This is a genomic window from Coprobacter fastidiosus (assembly GCF_982245605.1).
Genome location: NZ_CEVCIF010000061.1, coordinates 1 through 19101, shown reverse-complemented (window position 1 = coordinate 19101; position 19101 = coordinate 1). Strand labels below are relative to the sequence as shown.

The following is a 19101-nucleotide window of genomic DNA, read 5'->3' as shown; positions in this document are numbered from 1 at the left end:
AGAAGAAGTCGAGAAACTGATGAGCGGTGATGCTTCGGGTAGAGTGTCGAGATAATTGACAATATAGTTTATATACTGAAAAACGGTTGCGAGGATTATCTTGTAACCGTTTTGTTTTTTTAGGGGGTTAGCATTATAAGCTGTTTTCAAAATTTGTGGCATATATATAAAAAGAAAAGGTTGTCATCTCGACAACCAATCTTCGTTAACCTTAAATCTAATACCATGAAAAACACAGTGCAAATGTAGAGATAATATTTAATACGGCAAGGGATCGTACAAAATTTTGTATGCTATTTAACATGTTTTTTGATATTAGTGTATTAGATACGCTTATTTTTTGATTTATAAAGATTATTGTTTGATAAATCTTTTGAAGTATGAAGTGGGTATAATAGTAAAAGGTGTACACGACAGGTGTACACCTTTTATTTATTCGAATATTTTTAGACAGTTTCTAAAGAATCAATGCAATTTATTCTACATATAGGACTAACCCTTTTAAATATTCGCCTTCGGGGTGATAAATATTTACTGGATGGTCTGCCGGTTGTGTCAATTGATGCAGTATTCGTACACGTCTTTTAGATTGAGCTGCTGCACTGAATACAGCTAACCGGAAATTTTCTTTAGTAACGACTTGCGAACAGGAGAATGTGAAAAGAATGCCCCCCGGTTTTATTTTTTCAAAAGCTTTTGCATTAAGTTTTCGGTATCCTTGCAAAGCGTTGTGCAAAACATTTTTATGTTTGGCAAAAGCCGGAGGATCGAGAATGATCAGATCATACTGATCTCCCATTCTGTCGAGATATTTGAATGCATCTTCTGCGAAAGCTTCGTGCCGTCTGTCTCCGGGAAAATTCAGCTCTACATTTTTACAAGTCAGGTCTATCGCTTTGGCAGAACTATCGACCGAGTGAACAAGTTTAGCTCCGCCTCGCATGGCATAGAATGAGAATCCTCCAGTATAACAGAACATGTTCAATACCGAACGATCTTTAGAATAATGTTCGAGTAATGATCGGTTTTCCCGTTGATCGACAAAGAAACCGGTTTTTTGTCCTTTTAACCAGTCTACATGAAATTTTAATCCGTTTTCTATTGCTATATTCCCGGCATCGCCTCCGATCAAATATTCATTTTCCGGGTCGAGTTGCGCTTTGTAAGGGAGTGTGGTTTCTGATTTGTAATATACATTTTTTATTTGTTCACCCATTACATCGGTTAATGCTTCGGCAAGAATATGTCGGGCAAAATGCATACCGGGATCGTGTGCTTGCATTACGGCGGTTTTGTCATAAATATCTATGATTAGACCGGGAAGAAGATCTCCTTCTCCATGTACAAGACGATATGTATTATTTTGTTCTCTCCGATTGAGTCCGATGCTGTTCCGCAGATTATAAGCAACTTGTAACCGTTTCTTAAAAAACTCTTTATCGATAATTTCTTGTTCGAAAGAGAGTATTCTTACCGCTATACTGCCGATTTGGTAGTGTCCTATAGCAATGAAATTCCCTTTATAATCTGTAACTTCGATAATATCACCCTCTTCCGGTTGTTTTTCAAAATGATGGATTGCTCCGGAGAATACCCATGGATGAAAGCGTTTAAGAGACTCTTCTTTTCCTGGCTTTAATATGACTTTGGTATAATTCATTTTTGTATGTAAGGTTATTTAAAAATAAATCGGAATAAGTCATTTCCGTTAGCATATATCAATAAACCGAACAACAGTGCCATACCTGTGATTTGTGCATACTCCATAAATTTCTCATTCGGTTTTCGACGGGCAATAACTTCGTATAATAAAAATAATACATGTCCTCCGTCAAGAGCCGGAATCGGAAGTATGTTCATGAATGCAAGGATTATAGAGAGAAATGCTGTCATTTCCCAGAATGCCTGCCAATTCCATACAGGGGGAAATATGCTTCCGATTGTTCCGAATCCGCCTAAACTATTTGCCCCTTCTTTAGTAAAAATATATTTGAGATCACTTACATAACTTTTTAGAGTAGAGAATCCTTTAGATATGCCGACAGGGAATGATTCCCAAAATCCAAAATGTTTTGTTACAAGAGGATATATTTCGTAAATAGGAGTGAGGCTTATACCTATTTTACCGTTTTTATCTACTGCCACAGAGGCGTTTTGTTCTTGTCCGTCTCGGTAAAATGTGATATTTACGTTTTTCCCTTTGTTTTGATTTAATAAATCGAGCATAATCGGAATATCCGGAATCGCTTTCCCATTTATAGCAGTCAGGCTGTCTCCGCTTTGCAGTCCGGCTTCGATTGCTCCGTTCCCTTTTATTGCTTCTTTAACTACTACAGGATTTCGGAACGAAGCGAATTTTTCGTTTGCCCCGATTAATTTTAACATAAATTCATCCGGCATGGTGATTGTTTCTGTTTTACCGTTACGGATGACTTCTACATTTTTAGCTTCAGCAATATTACGGATCATATCGCCTGATAATGTAGTCAATTCTTTTCCATCGGCTTTTATGGGGATATCTCCATCTTCAAATCCGGCTTTATGTGCTGTTTCGCTGAATGATAATCCGGCTTTAGCGTTTTTTAAAGGCAGATAAGATTCCCCCCAAGTAAAGGTTATCATAGAATAGATAAAAAGAGCCAGAATAAAATTGAACAGTACCCCGGCGATCATGATCATCAGCCGTTGCCCGGCGGGTTTAGATCTGAATTCCCATTCTTGTTCGGGCTGAGCCAGTTGTTCTTTGTCCATAGACTCGTCTATCATACCGGCTATTTTCACATAACCTCCTAATGGTAACCAGCCGATACCGTATTCCGTTTCACTGTTCTTAGGCTTGAATTTAAAAAGAGAGAACCAAGGATTAAAAAAAAGATAGAATTTTTCGACTCTTACTTTGTAGATTCGGGCGAAAATAAAATGTCCGAATTCGTGAACGATGACAAGAATCGATAAACTTAATATTAACTGTAAGGCTTTAATTAAAAATGTCTCCATTATTTTTTAGTCTAAATTTATTTCGTTTTAAAAAGATATTATTTTCTCCCGTGTTAGTCGGCGTGCTTCTGCATCGGTCGATACATAGTCGTCGTAAGACGGTGATTTTATGAAAGAGACCTGTTGCATTATATCGGCGATAATATCTGCCATTTGTAAAAATCCGATTTTATCTTTTAGAAAAGCATCTACGACAACTTCGTTTGCAGCATTCAATATACATGGTATATTTCCTCCCAGTCTCATTGCTTCATAAGCGTAATTTAGAAGGGGGAATTTAGTAGTATCCGGATGCTCGAATGTTAGATGTGCATATTGAGACAATTCTAACTTAGGAGACTGGTTTTTCAACCGGTTAGGATAAGAAAACGCATATCTTATCGGTAATTTCATATCCGGCGTTCCCAATTGAGCTTTTATCGCTCCGTCTTCGAATTGTATCATGGAATGTATAATTGATTGAGGGTGTACGACAACTTCTATTTGTTCTGGTTTTACGTTGAAAAGCCATTTGGCCTCGATAACTTCAAATCCTTTGTTCATCATAGAAGCCGAGTCTATAGTAATTTTAGCACCCATATTCCAGTTGGGATGTTTCAATGCTTGTTTTTTCGTAACATGTTCTAATTCTTGTCTTGACATCGTTCGAAAAGGACCTCCGGAAGCTGTTAATATGATTTTGTCTATCGGATTATGCATTTCTCCGGTTAAACATTGAAAAATGGCGGAGTGTTCCGAATCTACCGGTATTATTGGTGTGCGGTTTTCATGTGCCAGTTGATTTATCAGTTCTCCAGCAACAACCAACGTTTCTTTATTTGCAAGAGCTATTGTCTTGCCGGCCTTTATTGCTCGTATGGTCGGGTATAGACCAGCATATCCGATCATAGCCGTAAGCACCATGTCGATGGGTTCTGATTCGACTATTTGAGCGATGGCGTCATGTCCTGCATATACTTTAATCGGCAGGTCTTCCAGAGCATCTTTAAGTTTAGGATAAAGAGATTCATTAGCGATAACTACCACTTCGGGGCTAAATTTTCGTGCTTGTAAAATAAGCAGATCCACATTGTTGTTAGCGGTAAGTGCATATACCTCGAACAAGTCGGAATGCTCTGAAATTACTTCCAAAGCTTGTGTGCCGATCGATCCGGTAGAACCCAGTATAGCAAGTTGTTTCTTCATTCTCCTTTTTATTTTCACCTGTGATTTGTTTATCACTGATGCAATATCTTATTTGTGTGTCGTTAAAATGCAATATAATCTTCGGGATTCAAAGCCTGTCCCATGTGCCATAACTGAAATTCTACAAGAGGAGGAAAAGAGTCCTTTGTTCCGTTTCCGGTAAGAGCGATAACCTCTCCGCCCGAAACTTTATCTCCGATAGATTTTAGAAGTTCGGCATTATATTTATATATAGATATAAAGTTATTGCTATGCTGAATTTCGATTACATATCCGTAATCTACTGTATACCCTGCCGAAATGACTGTGCCGTCTAAGGTTGCAGCTACCGATACACGTTTCGGGGCAAGAATGTCAATGCCGAAGTGATTGTTTTCCGGATTGAATTTTTGTTTGATCACTCCTTTTATCGGAGCGAAAAAAATAAATCCGTCAGTCGGAATCGTCTGATTAAGCACATTAAGTTTATATTTCTCTTCTTCTTCATAGCGTTGCATGAAACTTGTCGTAGCCTGTGATTGAGTCAGAAAAGAATCAGTCGGGAAAGAAAGCAGAGAATCTTTGATGTTCCGTATCGAATCTATTTTGACATTTCCGGTAAGTATGTTAGTTAGATTTTTCAAATATGCGTCGTTTAATTGCATAGCCTGGTTCAAAGAATCGATACGTAATGCATTATCCATAATTTTTACCCGTGTTTCGGTTTTCAAATATCCGGGTAAATAATTTTTTAACGGAGTCCCGACAATCAGATACATTGCTCCAGAAAAAATGATGATAACCAATGCCGAAAAAAACAGAAAAGCTCCTAATCGGGACAAACGAAAAGTCCATACCTCTTCCAATGTATTTTCATTGAAGAAGGAAAGCTTATATTTTGATCGCATTTTTTTCCAAAATGCTTTAAATTTATTTCTTTTGGCCATATATGAATATATCCGTTCCCGAACTTGCAAATTTAGTAAATAATACGATATCCGAAACCGCATTTCTTTTTTTTATCATTTCTCTTTATTTATGAAATAATGTCTTTCGTTTATTTTAATATATGATTTTAACAATATATGTTGAACCTATTTTGACATTAACTTGTTTTACAGTCACAATAAGAATACAACGCTGTTCGCGATATTCATGGTAAACCGGTTATTGGTATATATGAATTTTTGTCCCGGACGCAATATTTTGTAAACAATAAAATATTTGAAAATGAAAACGAAACATGTTCTTTACTCATTTGCATTGGCGGCGATAGCATCGTTTGCTTTTGTTGAAACCGGGTCGGCTCAGGTTACTGTGGTCGAAGAAGAGGTGACTGTTACTGAACTGATACCCGGAAAACCCTATTATTATGCTCCGAAAGTCGGGAATAATTGGTATTTGTCTCTCGGTGCTGGTGCTCAGACTTTTCTTACCGAGCATAAAGGTGATCCCAGTTATACTTTGGCTATGAGTTTGGCTTTAGGTAAGTGGTTGAATCCTTATGTAGGTATTCGGTTGAATGCTATGGGCGGGTCTTTACATACCCATTGGCCGACAAAAGAGATAATGAATCATACCCGTTATGCAGCTGTTTATGGAGATTTGATGTGGGATCTTACTAGTACTTTGGGAGGATATAATGAAAAGCGGGTGGTATCTATTATTCCCTTTGCTGGTATTGGGGGAGCTTTTGCATTCAAAAATCCTGAAGCCGGTCATCGGACATATGCCTTTCCCGTGTCTATCGGTATGAAACTGAATTTTCGTTTATTTCACTATCTTGACTTCTTCCTTGAAGGTAGGGCAAATGCTATGGGAGACCATTTTAATGGTGTTGTAGAAGGGAAACAAGTAGAGTCTATCGCTTCTCTTATCGGAGGTTTTACCGTTAAATTCGGAAAGACTCGTTTCAAAGCTTATGATCCTTATGCTGACCGTATGATTATCAATGATTTGAATGGTAAAGTAAATAATTTGCGTTCTGCTTTAGAGACTTGTGAAGCACGGGAATGTCCGCCATGTCCTGAAGTCACTGTTACCGAAGTTGTTACAGTTCCAGAACCTGTTCAGACTTGTAATCCGGATCTGTCGATTGTTGTTCGTTTCAAGATCAACAGTGCTGTTGTGTCACAAGAAGAGATGGTGAATGTCTATAATATTGCCGATTGGATGAAGAGAAATCCGAATTGTAATGTGACAGTAGCCGGATATGCCGATAAAGAAACCGGAACACCGGCTTACAATATGCAGTTGAGTAAAAAACGTGCAGATGCGGTTGTGAATATATTGACTAAAAAGTATGGTATTAACGCTAACCGAATAAAGATGGTTGCTAATGGTAGTGATACTCAACCTTATCCGAAGAATAATAACTGGAATCGTATTGTAATATTTTCGGGATCAGCATCTCAAAAATAAAGGTTTAATAGTTAGATAGAAAGCTGTCCTCTTTGGGGCAGCTTTTTTTATAGAAAATTTGAATAACGACAGAAAAAAGATGACAGATTATAAGTTGATAAATAATGAGAATAGTCGTCGGTATGAGTTTCAAATAGACGGATTTATTCCGAAGATAGAATATATTTTATCCGAAAACGGAGAAATTTATCTGACACATACTGAAGTCCCTCCTGCTTTAGAAGGAAAAGATATCGCCTCTCAACTTGTGTTGAAGGTGTTACAGGACATAGAACATAAAAATCTGAAATTAGTTCCTTTGTGTCCTTTTATTGCAGGTTATATTCAAAAGCATCCGGAGTGGAAAAAGTTGATTATGAGAGGTGTTAGAGTAGAATAAATTATTTTGATTACTATTTGAATTTCGTACGAGTCAGTTTTGAGAATGTTTTTATCGGAAAATTTAAGCGATTTTTGAGATTAAATAATTAAAAGACAGGATACTATCTTACTTATAAGGACGGTATCCTGTCTTGGAAAATAGATACAGCTTAATTATTTATTTTTGATATAATCGGCAATCCATTGTCCTACTTCTGAAGTTTTATAAGACTTTCCATTTTGAGCTAAATCTTCTGTTACGATACCTGCTTCTATCGAAGCATCAACAGCTTCACGAATCATTTTGCCTTCATCCATGAGATTAAATGCATATTCGAACATAAGGGCTGCTGATAAAATCGTTGCTACAGGGTTAGCGATATTTTTGCCTGCGGCTTGCGGATAAGAACCATGTATCGGTTCGAATACTGAAGTATGAATACCTATGGAAGCAGAAGGAAGCATACCTAATGATCCTGTAATTACCGATGCCTCATCGGTAAGTATATCACCGAACATATTTTCGGTAACGATTACATCGAATCGGTTAGGCCATTGTATCAGTTGCATCGCAGCGTTGTCGACAAACATGTATTCGGTAGTGATTTCAGGATATTGTTTTTCTATTTCTTGAGCAACTTCACGCCATAAACGAGAAGTACACAAAACATTGGCTTTATCTACGACCGTAACTTTTTTATTTCTTTGCTTAGCATATTTGTAGGCAAGATGCACTATTCTTTCTATTTCTTCCCGGCTATAAACACATGTATCGTATGCAATAGTTCCGTCTTCACTTCTTCCTTGAGGACGTCCGAAGTAGATTCCTCCAGTCAATTCTCGAATGCACATCAGGTCGGTATCTTTTACGATGTCTGCCCGTAAGGGGGATTTGTATATAAGTGAATCGAATGTCGAGACAGGACGTATATTGGCATACAATCCTAATTTCTTTCTCATTCCGAGTAATCCCTGTTCCGGTCTGACTTTGGCAGACGGATTGTTATCATATTTCGGATCTCCGATAGCCCCGAATAATACAGCATCCGATTGCATACATAATTCGTGAGTTTCGTCAGGATAAGGATTCCCTGTTTTGTCGATAGCGCAAGCTCCTACTAAAGCATGCTTGTATGAAAGTTCATGTCCGAATTTTTCACATACGGTTTTTGTCACTTTCAACGCTTCGTTTACGATTTCTGGTCCTATACCGTCACCCGGTAATACGGCAATATTCAATTTCATGATTTTTTTGTTTATACGGTTTCTGATATATTATCTTGAATTTTTTCTATTTGGTTCAACATTTTAATAGTAGCCTGTATGGCTGCTTCTGTCTGGTCTGCATCAAGGCCTCTGGTTTTGAACGTATGGCCTTTGAAATTCCATGTAATAACTGTCTGAACAAATGCATCAGTACGGCCTCCCGGTGGAATATCGACTGTATAGTTGATGAGTATCGGGAATGTCTTTTTTAGTTGATATTTGTATATTTTTCGCAAAGCTTTGACGAAAGCATCATATTGTCCGTCTCCTGTTGCCGTTTCTTCATATTGTTCACCATGAATCTCTATTTTTATGACTGCGACCGGATGCAAGCCTTGGGCGAGTGAAAGTGAATAATTGAGCAAATGTATCTTTTGGTCTTCTGAGTCGTGATTCAGAACATCTGAAATAATATACGGAAGATCATCCTGAGTTACTTGTTCTTTTTTATCACCTAAAGCAATGATCCGTTCTGTAACTTTTTTCATTGAAGTTTCATCTAACTCGATCCCCAGAGCTTCCAGATTTTTTTTGATATTGGCTTTGCCGGAAGTTTTTCCAAGTGCATATTCTCGTGTACGTCCGAAACGTTCGGGGAGCAAGTCGTTAAAGTAGAGGTTGTTTTTACTGTCTCCGTCAGCATGCACTCCAGCACATTGAGTGAAAACATGTTCCCCGATAACAGGTTTGTTGGACGGAATTCGTACGCCGGAGTAAGATTCTACTACTCGACTTACCTGATTTACTTTACGTTCGTCGATATTCGTTTTTGTTTGTAGTTGATCGTGCAGTACCGCTAATATACTCGATAAAGGAGCATTGCCGGCACGTTCTCCTAATCCGTTTATAGTACAATGAATCCCCTGTATTCCGGCCTTTGCTGCAGAATAGACATTTGCCACAGCGAGGTCGTAATCGTTGTGAGCATGAAAATCGAATCGAATCTCCGGATAACGATTTATCATTGATTTACAATAATCGTATGAAGAGTAAGGGTTTAGTATCCCTAAAGTATCGGGAAGCATGATACGTTCGATAGGTTCGTTTTTTAGAGCATTTACAAGTTGAAAAACGTATTCGGGAGAATGTAACATACCATTCGACCAATCCTCCAGATATATATTTACTTGAAGTCCGTTCGTTTTTGCGAAAGAGATTTCCTTTCGGATTGCTTCTATATGTTCTTCCGGAGATTTCCGTAATTGTTGTGTGCAATGTTTCAGAGAGCCTTTACATAGCAAATTCGCAACTTTTCCTCCGGCTTTCTTAATCCATTTTATAGAAATACCGTTATCCAGAAATCCGAGAATTTCGACTTTATTCAAGTGACCGCGTTTCCCTGCCCATTCACACACTCTTCTTACAGCTTCGAATTCTCCTTCAGAGACTCTTGCCGATGCAATTTCAATGCGATCTACACGTAATTCTTCTAACAAAAGTCTTGCAATACTGAGCTTTTCCTGAGCTGCGAATGAGACTCCCGATGTTTGTTCTCCGTCGCGCAGAGTCGTATCAAGTATTTCTATTTGCCGCATATTTATCTGTTTTGAGACTTTTCCCACGCTTCTATTCTATCCTTTCTGCTTAATAAATAGTCTATATCATCATATCCGTTAAGCAGGCAATCTTTTTTATAAGGATTTATTTCGAATGATTCTTGAGAGCCATTGTAGTTGTTCGTAATTATCTGATTTTCCAGATCTACTGTGACTGTGGTTTTCGGGTCGGAGGCGATTGCTCCGAACAGATCTGATAGAAAATTCTCAGAAACCACGACCGGAAGAACACAGTTGTTTAATGCATTGTTTTTAAAAATATCGGCAAAAAAACTTGAAACGACAACCTTGAATCCGTATCCGGCGACAGCCCATGCGGCATGTTCTCGACTTGATCCGCTTCCGAAATTTTTTCCGGCAACCAAAATAGTACCTGAATAAGTGGGATCGTTTAATACAAATCCGGGAATAGGATTTCCTTCTTTATCGTAGCGCCAGTCTCTGAACAGGTTATCACCGAAACCTTCTCGGGTAGTTGCTTTTAAGAAACGAGCAGGTATTATCTGGTCTGTATCTACATTTTCCATAGGGAGTGGGATACAGGTAGAGGTCAAAGTTTTAAATTTATCGGTCATATTTTTTATTTCTAAAAGATTATATAATAATTATTGCATAAAATTTCGGGGGTCGGTAATTTTTCCTGTAATAGCAGCCGCTGCCGCGACAAGAGGTCCTGCCAAAATTGTTCGTGAACCCGGACCTTGTCTCCCTTCAAAATTTCGGTTAGATGTAGATATGGCATATTTCCCGGAAGGAATTTTATCGTCATTCATTGCAAGACAAGCAGAGCACCCGGGCTGACGAAGTTCAAATCCCGCTTCGGTCAGGATTTTATCCAATCCTTCTTTCCTGATTTGTTTTTCTACCGCCCAAGAACCGGGCACTAACCATGCGACTACATGATCAGCCTTTTTATGTCCTTTTACAAATTCGGCAAAGGTTCGGAAATCTTCGATACGTCCGTTTGTACAACTGCCGAGAAATACATAGTCGATTGGTTTTCCTTCTAATTTTTCACCGGGTTTGAATCCCATGTAATTTAATGACTTGATAAAAGATATTTTACCAGCCTCATCAATCTGTTCTAATGTCGGAATCGTATCGTGTATTCCCATTCCCATTCCGGGATTTGTCCCGTAAGTAATACGAGGAGCAATATCCGAAGCGTCGAAGAATACCTCTTTATCAAATACAGCATCGGCATCACTATACAGTTCTTTCCACTGTTTCAGCGCTTTTTCCCACTCTTCTCCTTTAGGGGCAAATTCTTTATCTTTGACATAAGCGAATGTCGTTTCGTCAGGGGCGATCATTCCGCCTCTTGCACCCATTTCAATACTTAGGTTACATACTGTCATGCGCCCTTCCATACTCAGTGAGCGAATCGCCTCTCCGGCAAATTCTACAAAATAACCGGTTGCGCCGCCTGTAGTCATTCGGGAAATTACATAGAGAGCTATATCCTTTGCCGTAACCCCTTTTCCAAGTTTTCCGTTAATAGTGATTCTCATTCTTTTGGGTTTAGGCTGCAAAATACATTGTGTGGCCAGAACCATCTCGACTTCGCTTGTCCCGATTCCGAATGCAATAGCTCCGAAAGCTCCGTGAGTAGATGTGTGGCTGTCCCCGCAGACAATGGTCATTCCCGGTTGTGTCAGTCCGTTTTCCGGTCCTATAACATGAATAATTCCATTCTTTTCGTGTCCGAGTCCGTATAGAGTAATACCGAATTCCTTAGCGTTTCTACTTAAAGCTTCTACTTGGTTTCGGGATATGGGGTCTGCAATCGGTTTGTCTTGGTTCAATGTCGGTATATTGTGATCAGGTGAACAAGTCGTACGGTCGGGACGGAATACTTTCAATCCACGTTCTCGCAAACCGTTAAATGCTTGAGGACTGGTCACCTCATGACAATAATGTCTGTCGATGTATAATTGTGTGGGTCCGCCTTGTATAGTAGAAACTACATGTGCATCCCAAATTTTGTCGAATAATGTTTTTTTAGACATGATAAATGATGTTGTTTATTAAACGATAAATTTATTAATAGCGTCGATAAATGCCTCAACAGATGCTGCTACAATATCTGTATTGGCTGAGAAACCATAATAGTGTACTCCTTCATAAGAAACTGTTATATGTACTTTTCCGACATCGTCACTTCCCTTTGTGATAGCTTGAATTAAGAATTCTTGTACGGTCATTTTACGGTGAATTATTTGTTTTACCGCATTTATTGCCGCATCTACGGGACCATTACCGGAAGCTGCCGCTTCAAATTTCTCTCCGGCGATTTTCAGTCCGATACTGGCGACGGGGCGCATGCCGATACCTGAAGTTACCTGCAAATAGTCGATTGCGATGCGGGCATTTGCCGAACGGTCTTTGCCGACAAGCATCAATATGTCATCATCATTTATATCTTTTTTGCGATCGGCAAGTTTCAGAAAATCTCTATATGCCTTATCCAGCTTTTCTTTGTCGAGTTCGACTCCGAGAATGTGCAGGCGATGTTTTAATGCTGCTCGTCCGCTACGGGCGGTTAATACGATTGAATTTTCGTCGATACCGACATCTTTAGGATCGATGATTTCATAACTTTCACGGTTTTTCAAGACTCCATCTTGATGTATTCCCGAAGAGTGGGCAAATGCGTTGCGTCCTACAATAGCTTTGTTCGGTTGCACCGGCATATTCATCAAACTAGAAACCATACGACTTATGCCATATATTTTTTGTGTATTGATATTAGTTTCTATATTGAGATCGTGATGGCTCTTAAAAATCATAGCAACTTCTTCTAAAGATGTATTTCCGGCACGTTCTCCGATACCGTTTATAGTAACTTCAGCTTGTCTTGCCCCATTCAATATTCCTGAAATTGTATTTGCCGTGGCCATTCCCAGATCGTTATGACAGTGAGTAGCTATGGTTACTTTATCGATTCCTTCTACATTCTCTTTTAAGAAACGTATTTTGCGCCCGAATTCATCCGGAAGGCAATATCCTGTAGTATCCGGTATATTTACTACCGTAGCGCCGGCTTTTATTACAGCTTCTATGACTCGGGCTAAATATTCATTGTCTGTACGTCCGGCATCTTCTGCGTAGAATTGGACATCTTCTACAAATTTTTTTGCATATTTGACCGCCGATACAGCACGTTCGATGATTTCTTCCCGAGTGGAATTGAATTTGTATTTGATATGATAATCAGATGTACCTATTCCGGTATGTATTCGTCCGTGTTTGGCATATTTTAATGCTTCTGCGGCCACTTTTATATCATTTTCTACTGCTCGTGTCAGAGCACAAATGGTAGGCCACGTTACTGCTTTAGAGATTTCTACTACCGAGTTGAAATCTCCCGGACTGGATACCGGAAACCCGGCTTCGATAACATCAACACCTAGCCCTTCGAGAGCTTTAGCTACCTGAATTTTTTCTACGGTATTCAATTGGCAGCCGGGAACTTGTTCTCCGTCTCGCAATGTAGTGTCAAAAATGAATAATCTGTCAGACATAATTTTATTTCTTATCTTTATTTTTCTATATAAAAAAACCTTTCAACACTGGAAGTGAGAAAGGTTTTATATTTATCTCTTTATATTATTGTACACTGGCTCACTTCCTATTAATTGTTCTCAATAGAATAATAATCTGTAAACCTAGTAGTAGAATTGCAAACGGCTTCATATTAAGTTTTATGTTTATTTGAAAAATATTTATACCTTCGTTTTCGGTTGCAAATATAGAAATGCTTTTTTTATATTCAAAACAAAATGAATTTTTTTTCTATATAAATCTTATAGAATATAATTTGTAAAGATGTGATTCTTTTGATTTGTAATTAATTGCTGCTTTATTTTTTTAGAATTGTGTGCCAATGCGAATGGCTATGCCATTCTTTCCGGTTAATATTTCTTTCCGTAATACGCTGGTATCTTTACGTCTGTGATCTTGAAATTCATAGCCCATGCTGAGAAACAGTTTGTATTTTGTTTTAGATATAAAATTGACTCCTAAACCGATCGAGGCATATGCTCCTCCTCTGTCATTGTTCCCTGAAGTAGATAAACTGAATCCTCCTTTGCCATATATAAATGTCCGTTTCCAACATCCTCTTAATTCTCCGAATATGGGGAACATTGTAAAATTTTCTCTGAAGTAAGCTCGTATTCCTGCGCCTGGTCCTATGTAGAAATAGCTATTGATAAAATAACCGTATGATATATCTAAATCTAAGCTGGCATTACATTCGGATAAATCGGGATATGCCGGATCTTGTCTCATGAAGAGGGAAGTTCCGAAATCGGTAAATGCTGCGAACGTTTTTGCTTTAGAGTGTTCTTTTGTTTTTTTAGAATAGACAACCATCGCCCTCTCTTTTACTTCTTGAGCGTTGGTGACTGAGGAATATAAAATTGCGGTAATAGTGAGAATGAGTAGCAAATAATTTTTTTTAGACATGGTATTGGTTTTTAGATCAAACGAAAAAGAGTGATTCGGAGTTAATTGTCCGAATGCACTCTTTGTTTTTTAGGATCACTCTTTCTTGTCTTATCCTAAGTAGGTTTTAAGCAGTTTGCTACGAGAACTTTGTCTCAATCTTCTTATGGCTTTTTCTTTGATCTGGCGTACGCGCTCTCTGGTGAGGCCGAATTTGTCGCCGATTTCTTCCAATGTCATTTCTTGACATCCGATACCGAAAAACATTTTGATAATATCACTTTCTCTTTCGGTTAATGTAGCTAATGCTCGATCTATTTCTTTAGCGAGGGACTCATTGATCAATGACCGGTCGGCAATAGGCGAATCATCGTTGATAAGCACGTCTAACAGACTGTTGTCTTCTCCTTCGACAAATGGGGCGTCAACAGAAATGTGACGTCCGGAAACTTTCATTGTATCCGAAATTTTGTCTACGGGGATATCCAATTCATCTGCTAATTCTTCAGGAGAAGGACGCCGTTCGTTTTCCTGTTCAAATTTAGAAAAGGCTTTGCTGATTTTATTCAGCGATCCTACTTGATTGAGAGGAAGACGTACGATACGAGATTGTTCTGCTAAAGCCTGAAGAATCGATTGACGTATCCACCACACAGCATAAGAGATAAATTTAAAACCTCTGGTTTCGTCAAATTTTTCAGCAGCCTTTATCAAACCCAAATTTCCTTCGTTGATCAGGTCGGGAAGACTTAATCCTTGGTTTTGATATTGCTTGGCGACAGAAACGACAAAACGCAGATTGGCGCGGGTTAGTTTTTCTAAAGCAACCCGATCTCCTTTTTTTATGCGCTGGGCAAGTTCAACTTCTTCTTCGACAGTAATCAGGTCTTCTCGTCCGATTTCCTGAAGGTACTTGTCAAGCGAAGCGCTCTCCCTGTTGGTAATTGATTTTGTGATCTTTAATTGTCTCATCCTGCAGATTAGAAATTTGGAGTGCAAATATAATGTTTTTTTACAAATTCTCAAACCTTACGGTTAAGAAAAGAACTTTGTTCCATTTTGTCCTAACTCTTTTCTTCCATATTGGCTATTCGCAAAACGTACGGTGGAAATAATTTGTTTCCGATATTAATCTTCTTTGCCATTTGCCAAGATAAAAGCACAATTCTGCAAATTTAATTACAGTAAATTGTGCTTTTATGATTTGATTTAAGAACTATGCTTTATTCCGAAAGATCTACAGCATAATATCCAGTTTTCCCATTCGGATATATACCGGTGATGAACATGACTTTATCTCTGCTGTTTCCTTTCATGATGTCATTGAAAATACTTTCGATCGTATCGACTGATTTTACGTTGACACCGTTGATATTAAGAATAATAAATCCGTCGCGAATACCGGCTCTTTGGAATTTTCCGGCTTTGATACCGACAACTTGAACTCCAGAACTGATATTTAGTTCCCGTTTAGTATTATCTTTCAACTCTTTGAAAGCTGCTCCAAGACTCTCGATACCTTTTGTTTTGGTAATTTCGGTATTGCCTTGATTATTCTTTAACGTAACCGAAAGCGTTTTAGTATCTTTTCCTCTGTGAATTGTTACTTTTATTTTATCACCGGGGCGATAACGGTTTACCTGTTCCTGTAATGCAGAAGCAGTTTTTACAGGTACATCGTTGATTGCAATGATAATGTCTCCTTTCTTTATTCCGGCTTCCATGGCGGCACTACGGTCGCTGACTTCTTCTATATAAATACCATCTTGTATCTGAATGTCTTTTTCTTTTGCGAGATCTGAATTAATATCGCGGATGATAACTCCAAGCACGGCACGTTGTACTGTTCCGTATTGTTTCAAGTCGGTAATTACTTTGCTTACTATACTTGTCGGAATAGCAAAAGAATATCCAGAATAAGCTCCTGTTTCGGAATAAATGGCTGTGTTTATACCAACTAATTCTCCATTTGTATTTACAAGAGCGCCTCCGCTATTACCCGGATTTACTGCTGCATCAGTCTGTATAAAAGATTCTATACCCATGGTTTTCCCTGTACTGATCATACCTAAGCTACGAGCTTTGGCACTTACAATACCGGCTGTAACAGTAGAGTAGAGCTGGAATGGATTTCCGACAGCCAGGACCCATTCTCCGACTTGTAGTTTGTCCGAATCTCCGAAAGGTAATGTCGGAAGATCTTTTGCTTCGATTTTGATTAAAGCCAAATCGGTACTTGGGTCTGTTCCTATGATTTTAGCATTGAAAGATCTTTTATCATTTAAAGTTACCTCTAATATATCCGCGCCTTCAATTACATGGTTGTTCGTTACAATATAACCATCAGGGGTGAGGATTACTCCCGATCCCATTCCTACACGAGGTTGAGGTTTCATATTTCCACCCCCTCTTTGTCCGAAAAAGAATTCAAAGAAAGGATCTTGCATCATTCCTTGCTGTTGTTGTTTGGCAGATGTCGTAGATTTTATACTGACAACGGCATTTACTGTACTGGCCGCCGCTTTTGTAAAATCGGTTTCAATAGCCGGACGGTTTGAAACCGGAGTAAAAGCTACGGGTTTGGCGTATTTGCTTCCGGCTTCCTCAATAGCGTTATCGCTTATTGATTTCGAGCGGTTTAGAAAGGAGTAAGCACCAATGGATACTCCGGAACTAACGAGAGCCACGAGTGCAAAACTGATAAGTTTTTTGCTGAAATTTTCCATGACGTTTCTGTTATTCATTTGTTAATAAATCTCTGTTTTTAAATGTTTGAGTCGTTAAATTTAATACAATATCCGTGCGGTTATTTCTCTCTCTGTTTCTTTTTAGAAACTTTTAATAGCTCTCTTAGGTGATTAACAGGGGTTAACTGACCGTTGTCTGGAAAACCGACAAAGTTACCGATATAACTGACATAAAGTCTGATAGATGAAGACAATCATCTCTATAATAATGTTATAATCGCACAAGATTGTTCTTTTTGTCGGGCAGCAGTTTGGATAACCGCCGGTAATCGATTATCTTTGCAAGTATATACAGCAGGACAGTCTGTCGCTCATGGAAACATGTGAGGAAAGTCCGGGCAACATAGAGCACCATATTTCCTAACGGGAAGCTATTCGTGAGAGTAGAGTAACGTAACAGAAAATAACCGCTGCTTGCAGCAAGGGTGAAAAGGTGAGGCAAGAGCTCACCGGTTTTCGTGGTGACACGAAAAGCCGTACGTCTTATGGGTTGTAAGGTTATGTATACCGACGCAGTAGGGCTGCTCGTCCAATGTCGGGGGGTAAACCGCTAAAGCTTTATGGCGACATAAAGATAAGATAAATGACAGACGCCTTTTTTAAGGTACAGAACCCGGCTTATCGTTCTGCTGTATTTTTTATTCAATGATTGTTGTAAATATGGCGAAAAATAATATAGTACTCCGGATTGTAACATTCTTTCGCACCGCATCGAAATTTATATTTGAAGATATGTGGCGTATTACCGGGAATGATGTTTCGGGGTTGCGTCGTAGGTTGATCAATCTGGCAAAGACTATATTTATTTCAGTACGTCGGTTTCGAGAAGATGACCTTCAGTCAAAAGCATCGGCACTTACCTATAGCACATTATTAGCTGTCGTTCCGGCTTTAGCCTTAATGTTTGCCATAGCTAAAGGTTTTGGTTTTCAAAATATTGTGCAAAGTCAATTGTTCGATTATTTTCCAGCTCAAAAGGAAGCGCTTGCACATGCTCTTTCATTCGTCGATGCCTATTTGACGCAGGCTAAAAGCGGAGTATTTGTCGGAATCGGTATTATCTTTTTACTTTGGACGGTAATAAGCCTGATGGGTACTGTAGAAAGTACGTTGAATGATATATGGCAGGTAAAGAAAAATCGTTCTTTTTATCGTAAAATTACCGATTATACTTCGATGTTTGTTTTACTTCCGGTCTTGATGATAGCTTCCAGTGGTATATCTTTGTTTATATCTACGGGTATTGACAGCAATGCGTATTTATATTTTATAAGTCCTTTGGTAAGAAATCTAATTTCGTTTAGTCCCTATTTCTTGACCTGTTTATTGTTTACAGGAATATATGTTTTAGTGCCCAATACAAAGGTTAAATTCTGGAACGCTTTTATTGCTGGTATTATTTGCGGTACGGCTTTTCAGATTTTCCAGTTTTTGTATATCAGCGGGCAAATATGGGTGTCGAAGTATAATGCTATTTACGGAAGTTTTGCATTTTTACCGTTGTTTTTATTATGGATGCAACTTTCATGGCTGATTTGTCTTTTCGGTGCGGTTCTTTCGTTTTCAGCTCAAAATATAGAAAGTTATGATTTTGAACAGGATACAAAGAATATAAGTCGTCGATATCAAGATTTTGTCGTATTGCTGATCGCATCGGTGATCGTAAAACGTTTTGAAAACGGAGAGGCACCTCTGACAATGCAGCAGATAAGTAAGGCTTATCAGATTCCGATTAAGCTTACCAGTCAGGTTCTATATTTACTTATTGAGATAGGGATTGTCAGGGAAACGACAACTGATGATGAACGTTTGCTGGCATATCAGCCGGCATCCGATATTTCCGGAATGACGGTAGGAACATTATTAATGCGTATAGATGAGCTGGGTTCTGAGCAGTTTAAAATTAATAGAGATACTCTTTATAACAAGCATTGGGTTGCTTTGTTGAAGGCACGTGAACAGATGTATGATACAGCAGGTAAAGTGCTTTTAAAAGATTTGACATTTAATGATTTACCTGTAAAAATTCAAGAAAAATAATATTTTTTTATCGGGAAAATATAGGCAGGCTCTTATTGATTTGTTTACCTATTGGCGGAATTAAATTATAAAAGATTTATGTTTAAAAAGTTGTGCATATT

The 19101-nt window shown here is 38.5% G+C and carries 15 protein-coding genes and 1 other RNA gene; 4 read left to right on the top strand and 12 right to left on the bottom strand.

Annotated features, from left to right (window positions below; translation table 11 throughout):
• Positions 1–475 precede the first annotated feature (475 nt).
• The 4 genes from AC0UMU_RS12685 to AC0UMU_RS12670 form a co-directional block, all read right to left on the bottom strand.
• Positions 476–1660 (bottom strand): class I SAM-dependent rRNA methyltransferase, encoded by a 1185-nt coding sequence (locus tag AC0UMU_RS12685; RefSeq protein ID WP_278715438.1) that lies wholly within the window; start codon positions 1658–1660, stop codon positions 476–478.
• 14 nt (positions 1661–1674) lie between these two features.
• Complete coding sequence (gene rseP / locus AC0UMU_RS12680) at positions 1675–2997, bottom strand: RIP metalloprotease RseP (RefSeq protein ID WP_022389790.1); 1323 nt, start codon at positions 2995–2997, stop codon at positions 1675–1677.
• A gap of 27 nt (positions 2998–3024) precedes the next feature.
• A complete protein-coding gene (locus AC0UMU_RS12675; RefSeq protein WP_022389789.1) occupies positions 3025–4182 on the bottom strand; it encodes a 1-deoxy-D-xylulose-5-phosphate reductoisomerase in 1158 nt (385 codons plus the stop codon).
• A gap of 62 nt (positions 4183–4244) precedes the next feature.
• Positions 4245–5069, bottom strand: a complete 825-nt coding sequence (locus tag AC0UMU_RS12670; RefSeq protein WP_244925469.1) for a murein hydrolase activator EnvC family protein — start codon at positions 5067–5069, stop codon at positions 4245–4247.
• 322 nt (positions 5070–5391) lie between these two features.
• On the opposite strand from AC0UMU_RS12670, the gene AC0UMU_RS12665 reads away from it, so the two are divergent.
• Together AC0UMU_RS12665 and AC0UMU_RS12660 are read left to right on the top strand one after the other, a co-directional pair.
• Positions 5392–6582 carry an OmpA family protein gene (locus AC0UMU_RS12665; protein WP_022389787.1) on the top strand — a complete coding sequence of 397 codons (1191 nt, stop codon included), beginning with the start codon at positions 5392–5394 and terminating at the stop codon, positions 6580–6582.
• Positions 6583–6661: 79 nt separating this feature from the next.
• Positions 6662–6961 carry a GNAT family N-acetyltransferase gene (locus AC0UMU_RS12660; RefSeq protein ID WP_278715441.1) on the top strand — a complete coding sequence of 100 codons (300 nt, stop codon included), beginning with the start codon at positions 6662–6664 and terminating at the stop codon, positions 6959–6961.
• A 155-nt stretch (positions 6962–7116) separates the two neighbouring features.
• Here the strand turns inward: AC0UMU_RS12660 and leuB are convergent, their stop codons facing one another.
• From leuB to AC0UMU_RS12620, 8 genes are all read right to left on the bottom strand, one after another.
• Positions 7117–8187, bottom strand: a complete 1071-nt coding sequence (gene leuB / locus AC0UMU_RS12655) for a 3-isopropylmalate dehydrogenase (RefSeq protein WP_022389698.1) — start codon at positions 8185–8187, stop codon at positions 7117–7119.
• 11 nt (positions 8188–8198) lie between these two features.
• A complete protein-coding gene (locus tag AC0UMU_RS12650; RefSeq protein ID WP_278715443.1) occupies positions 8199–9743 on the bottom strand; it encodes a hydroxymethylglutaryl-CoA lyase-like TIM-barrel protein in 1545 nt (514 codons plus the stop codon).
• A gap of 2 nt (positions 9744–9745) precedes the next feature.
• Positions 9746–10339 carry a 3-isopropylmalate dehydratase small subunit gene (gene leuD, locus AC0UMU_RS12645; RefSeq protein ID WP_278715445.1) on the bottom strand — a complete coding sequence of 198 codons (594 nt, stop codon included), beginning with the start codon at positions 10337–10339 and terminating at the stop codon, positions 9746–9748.
• Positions 10340–10369: 30 nt separating this feature from the next.
• A complete protein-coding gene (leuC, locus tag AC0UMU_RS12640) occupies positions 10370–11773 on the bottom strand; it encodes a 3-isopropylmalate dehydratase large subunit (RefSeq protein ID WP_278715446.1) in 1404 nt (467 codons plus the stop codon).
• Positions 11774–11791: 18 nt separating this feature from the next.
• Complete coding sequence (locus AC0UMU_RS12635; RefSeq protein ID WP_278715448.1) at positions 11792–13288, bottom strand: 2-isopropylmalate synthase; 1497 nt, start codon at positions 13286–13288, stop codon at positions 11792–11794.
• Positions 13289–13634: 346 nt separating this feature from the next.
• The gene (locus AC0UMU_RS12630) at positions 13635–14234 is read right to left on the bottom strand and encodes a hypothetical protein (RefSeq protein ID WP_278715449.1); all 600 of its coding nucleotides are present in this window, start codon (positions 14232–14234) and stop codon (positions 13635–13637) included.
• A 90-nt stretch (positions 14235–14324) separates the two neighbouring features.
• Positions 14325–15185 carry a sigma-70 family RNA polymerase sigma factor gene (locus AC0UMU_RS12625; RefSeq protein ID WP_009319324.1) on the bottom strand — a complete coding sequence of 287 codons (861 nt, stop codon included), beginning with the start codon at positions 15183–15185 and terminating at the stop codon, positions 14325–14327.
• Between the two features lie 251 nt (positions 15186–15436).
• Positions 15437–16939, bottom strand: coding sequence for a Do family serine endopeptidase (locus AC0UMU_RS12620; protein ID WP_009319325.1), 1503 nt, complete (start codon positions 16937–16939; stop codon positions 15437–15439).
• A 312-nt stretch (positions 16940–17251) separates the two neighbouring features.
• Between AC0UMU_RS12620 and rnpB the strand changes: the two genes are divergently transcribed.
• Both rnpB and AC0UMU_RS12610 read left to right on the top strand, forming a co-directional pair.
• Positions 17252–17597, top strand: an RNA gene (gene rnpB, locus AC0UMU_RS12615) — RNase P RNA component class A.
• A gap of 23 nt (positions 17598–17620) precedes the next feature.
• Positions 17621–19000 carry a YihY/virulence factor BrkB family protein gene (locus AC0UMU_RS12610; RefSeq protein WP_278715452.1) on the top strand — a complete coding sequence of 460 codons (1380 nt, stop codon included), beginning with the start codon at positions 17621–17623 and terminating at the stop codon, positions 18998–19000.
• Positions 19001–19101 lie beyond the last annotated feature (101 nt).

What these genes read in the sequence shown, in the direction of transcription:
- AC0UMU_RS12685 (WP_278715438.1), bottom strand. Translation starts at nt 1,660, where the DNA reads ATGAATTATACCAAAGTCATATTAAAGCCAGGAAAAGAAGAGTCTCTT.
- rseP (WP_022389790.1), bottom strand. Translation starts at nt 2,997, where the DNA reads ATGGAGACATTTTTAATTAAAGCCTTACAGTTAATATTAAGTTTATCG.
- AC0UMU_RS12675 (WP_022389789.1), bottom strand. Translation starts at nt 4,182, where the DNA reads ATGAAGAAACAACTTGCTATACTGGGTTCTACCGGATCGATCGGCACA.
- AC0UMU_RS12670 (WP_244925469.1), bottom strand. Translation starts at nt 5,069, where the DNA reads ATGCGATCAAAATATAAGCTTTCCTTCTTCAATGAAAATACATTGGAA.
- AC0UMU_RS12665 (WP_022389787.1), top strand. Translation starts at nt 5,392, where the DNA reads ATGAAAACGAAACATGTTCTTTACTCATTTGCATTGGCGGCGATAGCA.
- AC0UMU_RS12660 (WP_278715441.1), top strand. Translation starts at nt 6,662, where the DNA reads ATGACAGATTATAAGTTGATAAATAATGAGAATAGTCGTCGGTATGAG.
- leuB (WP_022389698.1), bottom strand. Translation starts at nt 8,187, where the DNA reads ATGAAATTGAATATTGCCGTATTACCGGGTGACGGTATAGGACCAGAA.
- AC0UMU_RS12650 (WP_278715443.1), bottom strand. Translation starts at nt 9,743, where the DNA reads ATGCGGCAAATAGAAATACTTGATACGACTCTGCGCGACGGAGAACAA.
- leuD (WP_278715445.1), bottom strand. Translation starts at nt 10,339, where the DNA reads ATGACCGATAAATTTAAAACTTTGACCTCTACCTGTATCCCACTCCCT.
- leuC (WP_278715446.1), bottom strand. Translation starts at nt 11,773, where the DNA reads ATGTCTAAAAAAACATTATTCGACAAAATTTGGGATGCACATGTAGTT.
- AC0UMU_RS12635 (WP_278715448.1), bottom strand. Translation starts at nt 13,288, where the DNA reads ATGTCTGACAGATTATTCATTTTTGACACTACATTGCGAGACGGAGAA.
- AC0UMU_RS12630 (WP_278715449.1), bottom strand. Translation starts at nt 14,234, where the DNA reads ATGTCTAAAAAAAATTATTTGCTACTCATTCTCACTATTACCGCAATT.
- AC0UMU_RS12625 (WP_009319324.1), bottom strand. Translation starts at nt 15,185, where the DNA reads ATGAGACAATTAAAGATCACAAAATCAATTACCAACAGGGAGAGCGCT.
- AC0UMU_RS12620 (WP_009319325.1), bottom strand. Translation starts at nt 16,939, where the DNA reads ATGGAAAATTTCAGCAAAAAACTTATCAGTTTTGCACTCGTGGCTCTC.
- AC0UMU_RS12610 (WP_278715452.1), top strand. Translation starts at nt 17,621, where the DNA reads ATGGCGAAAAATAATATAGTACTCCGGATTGTAACATTCTTTCGCACC.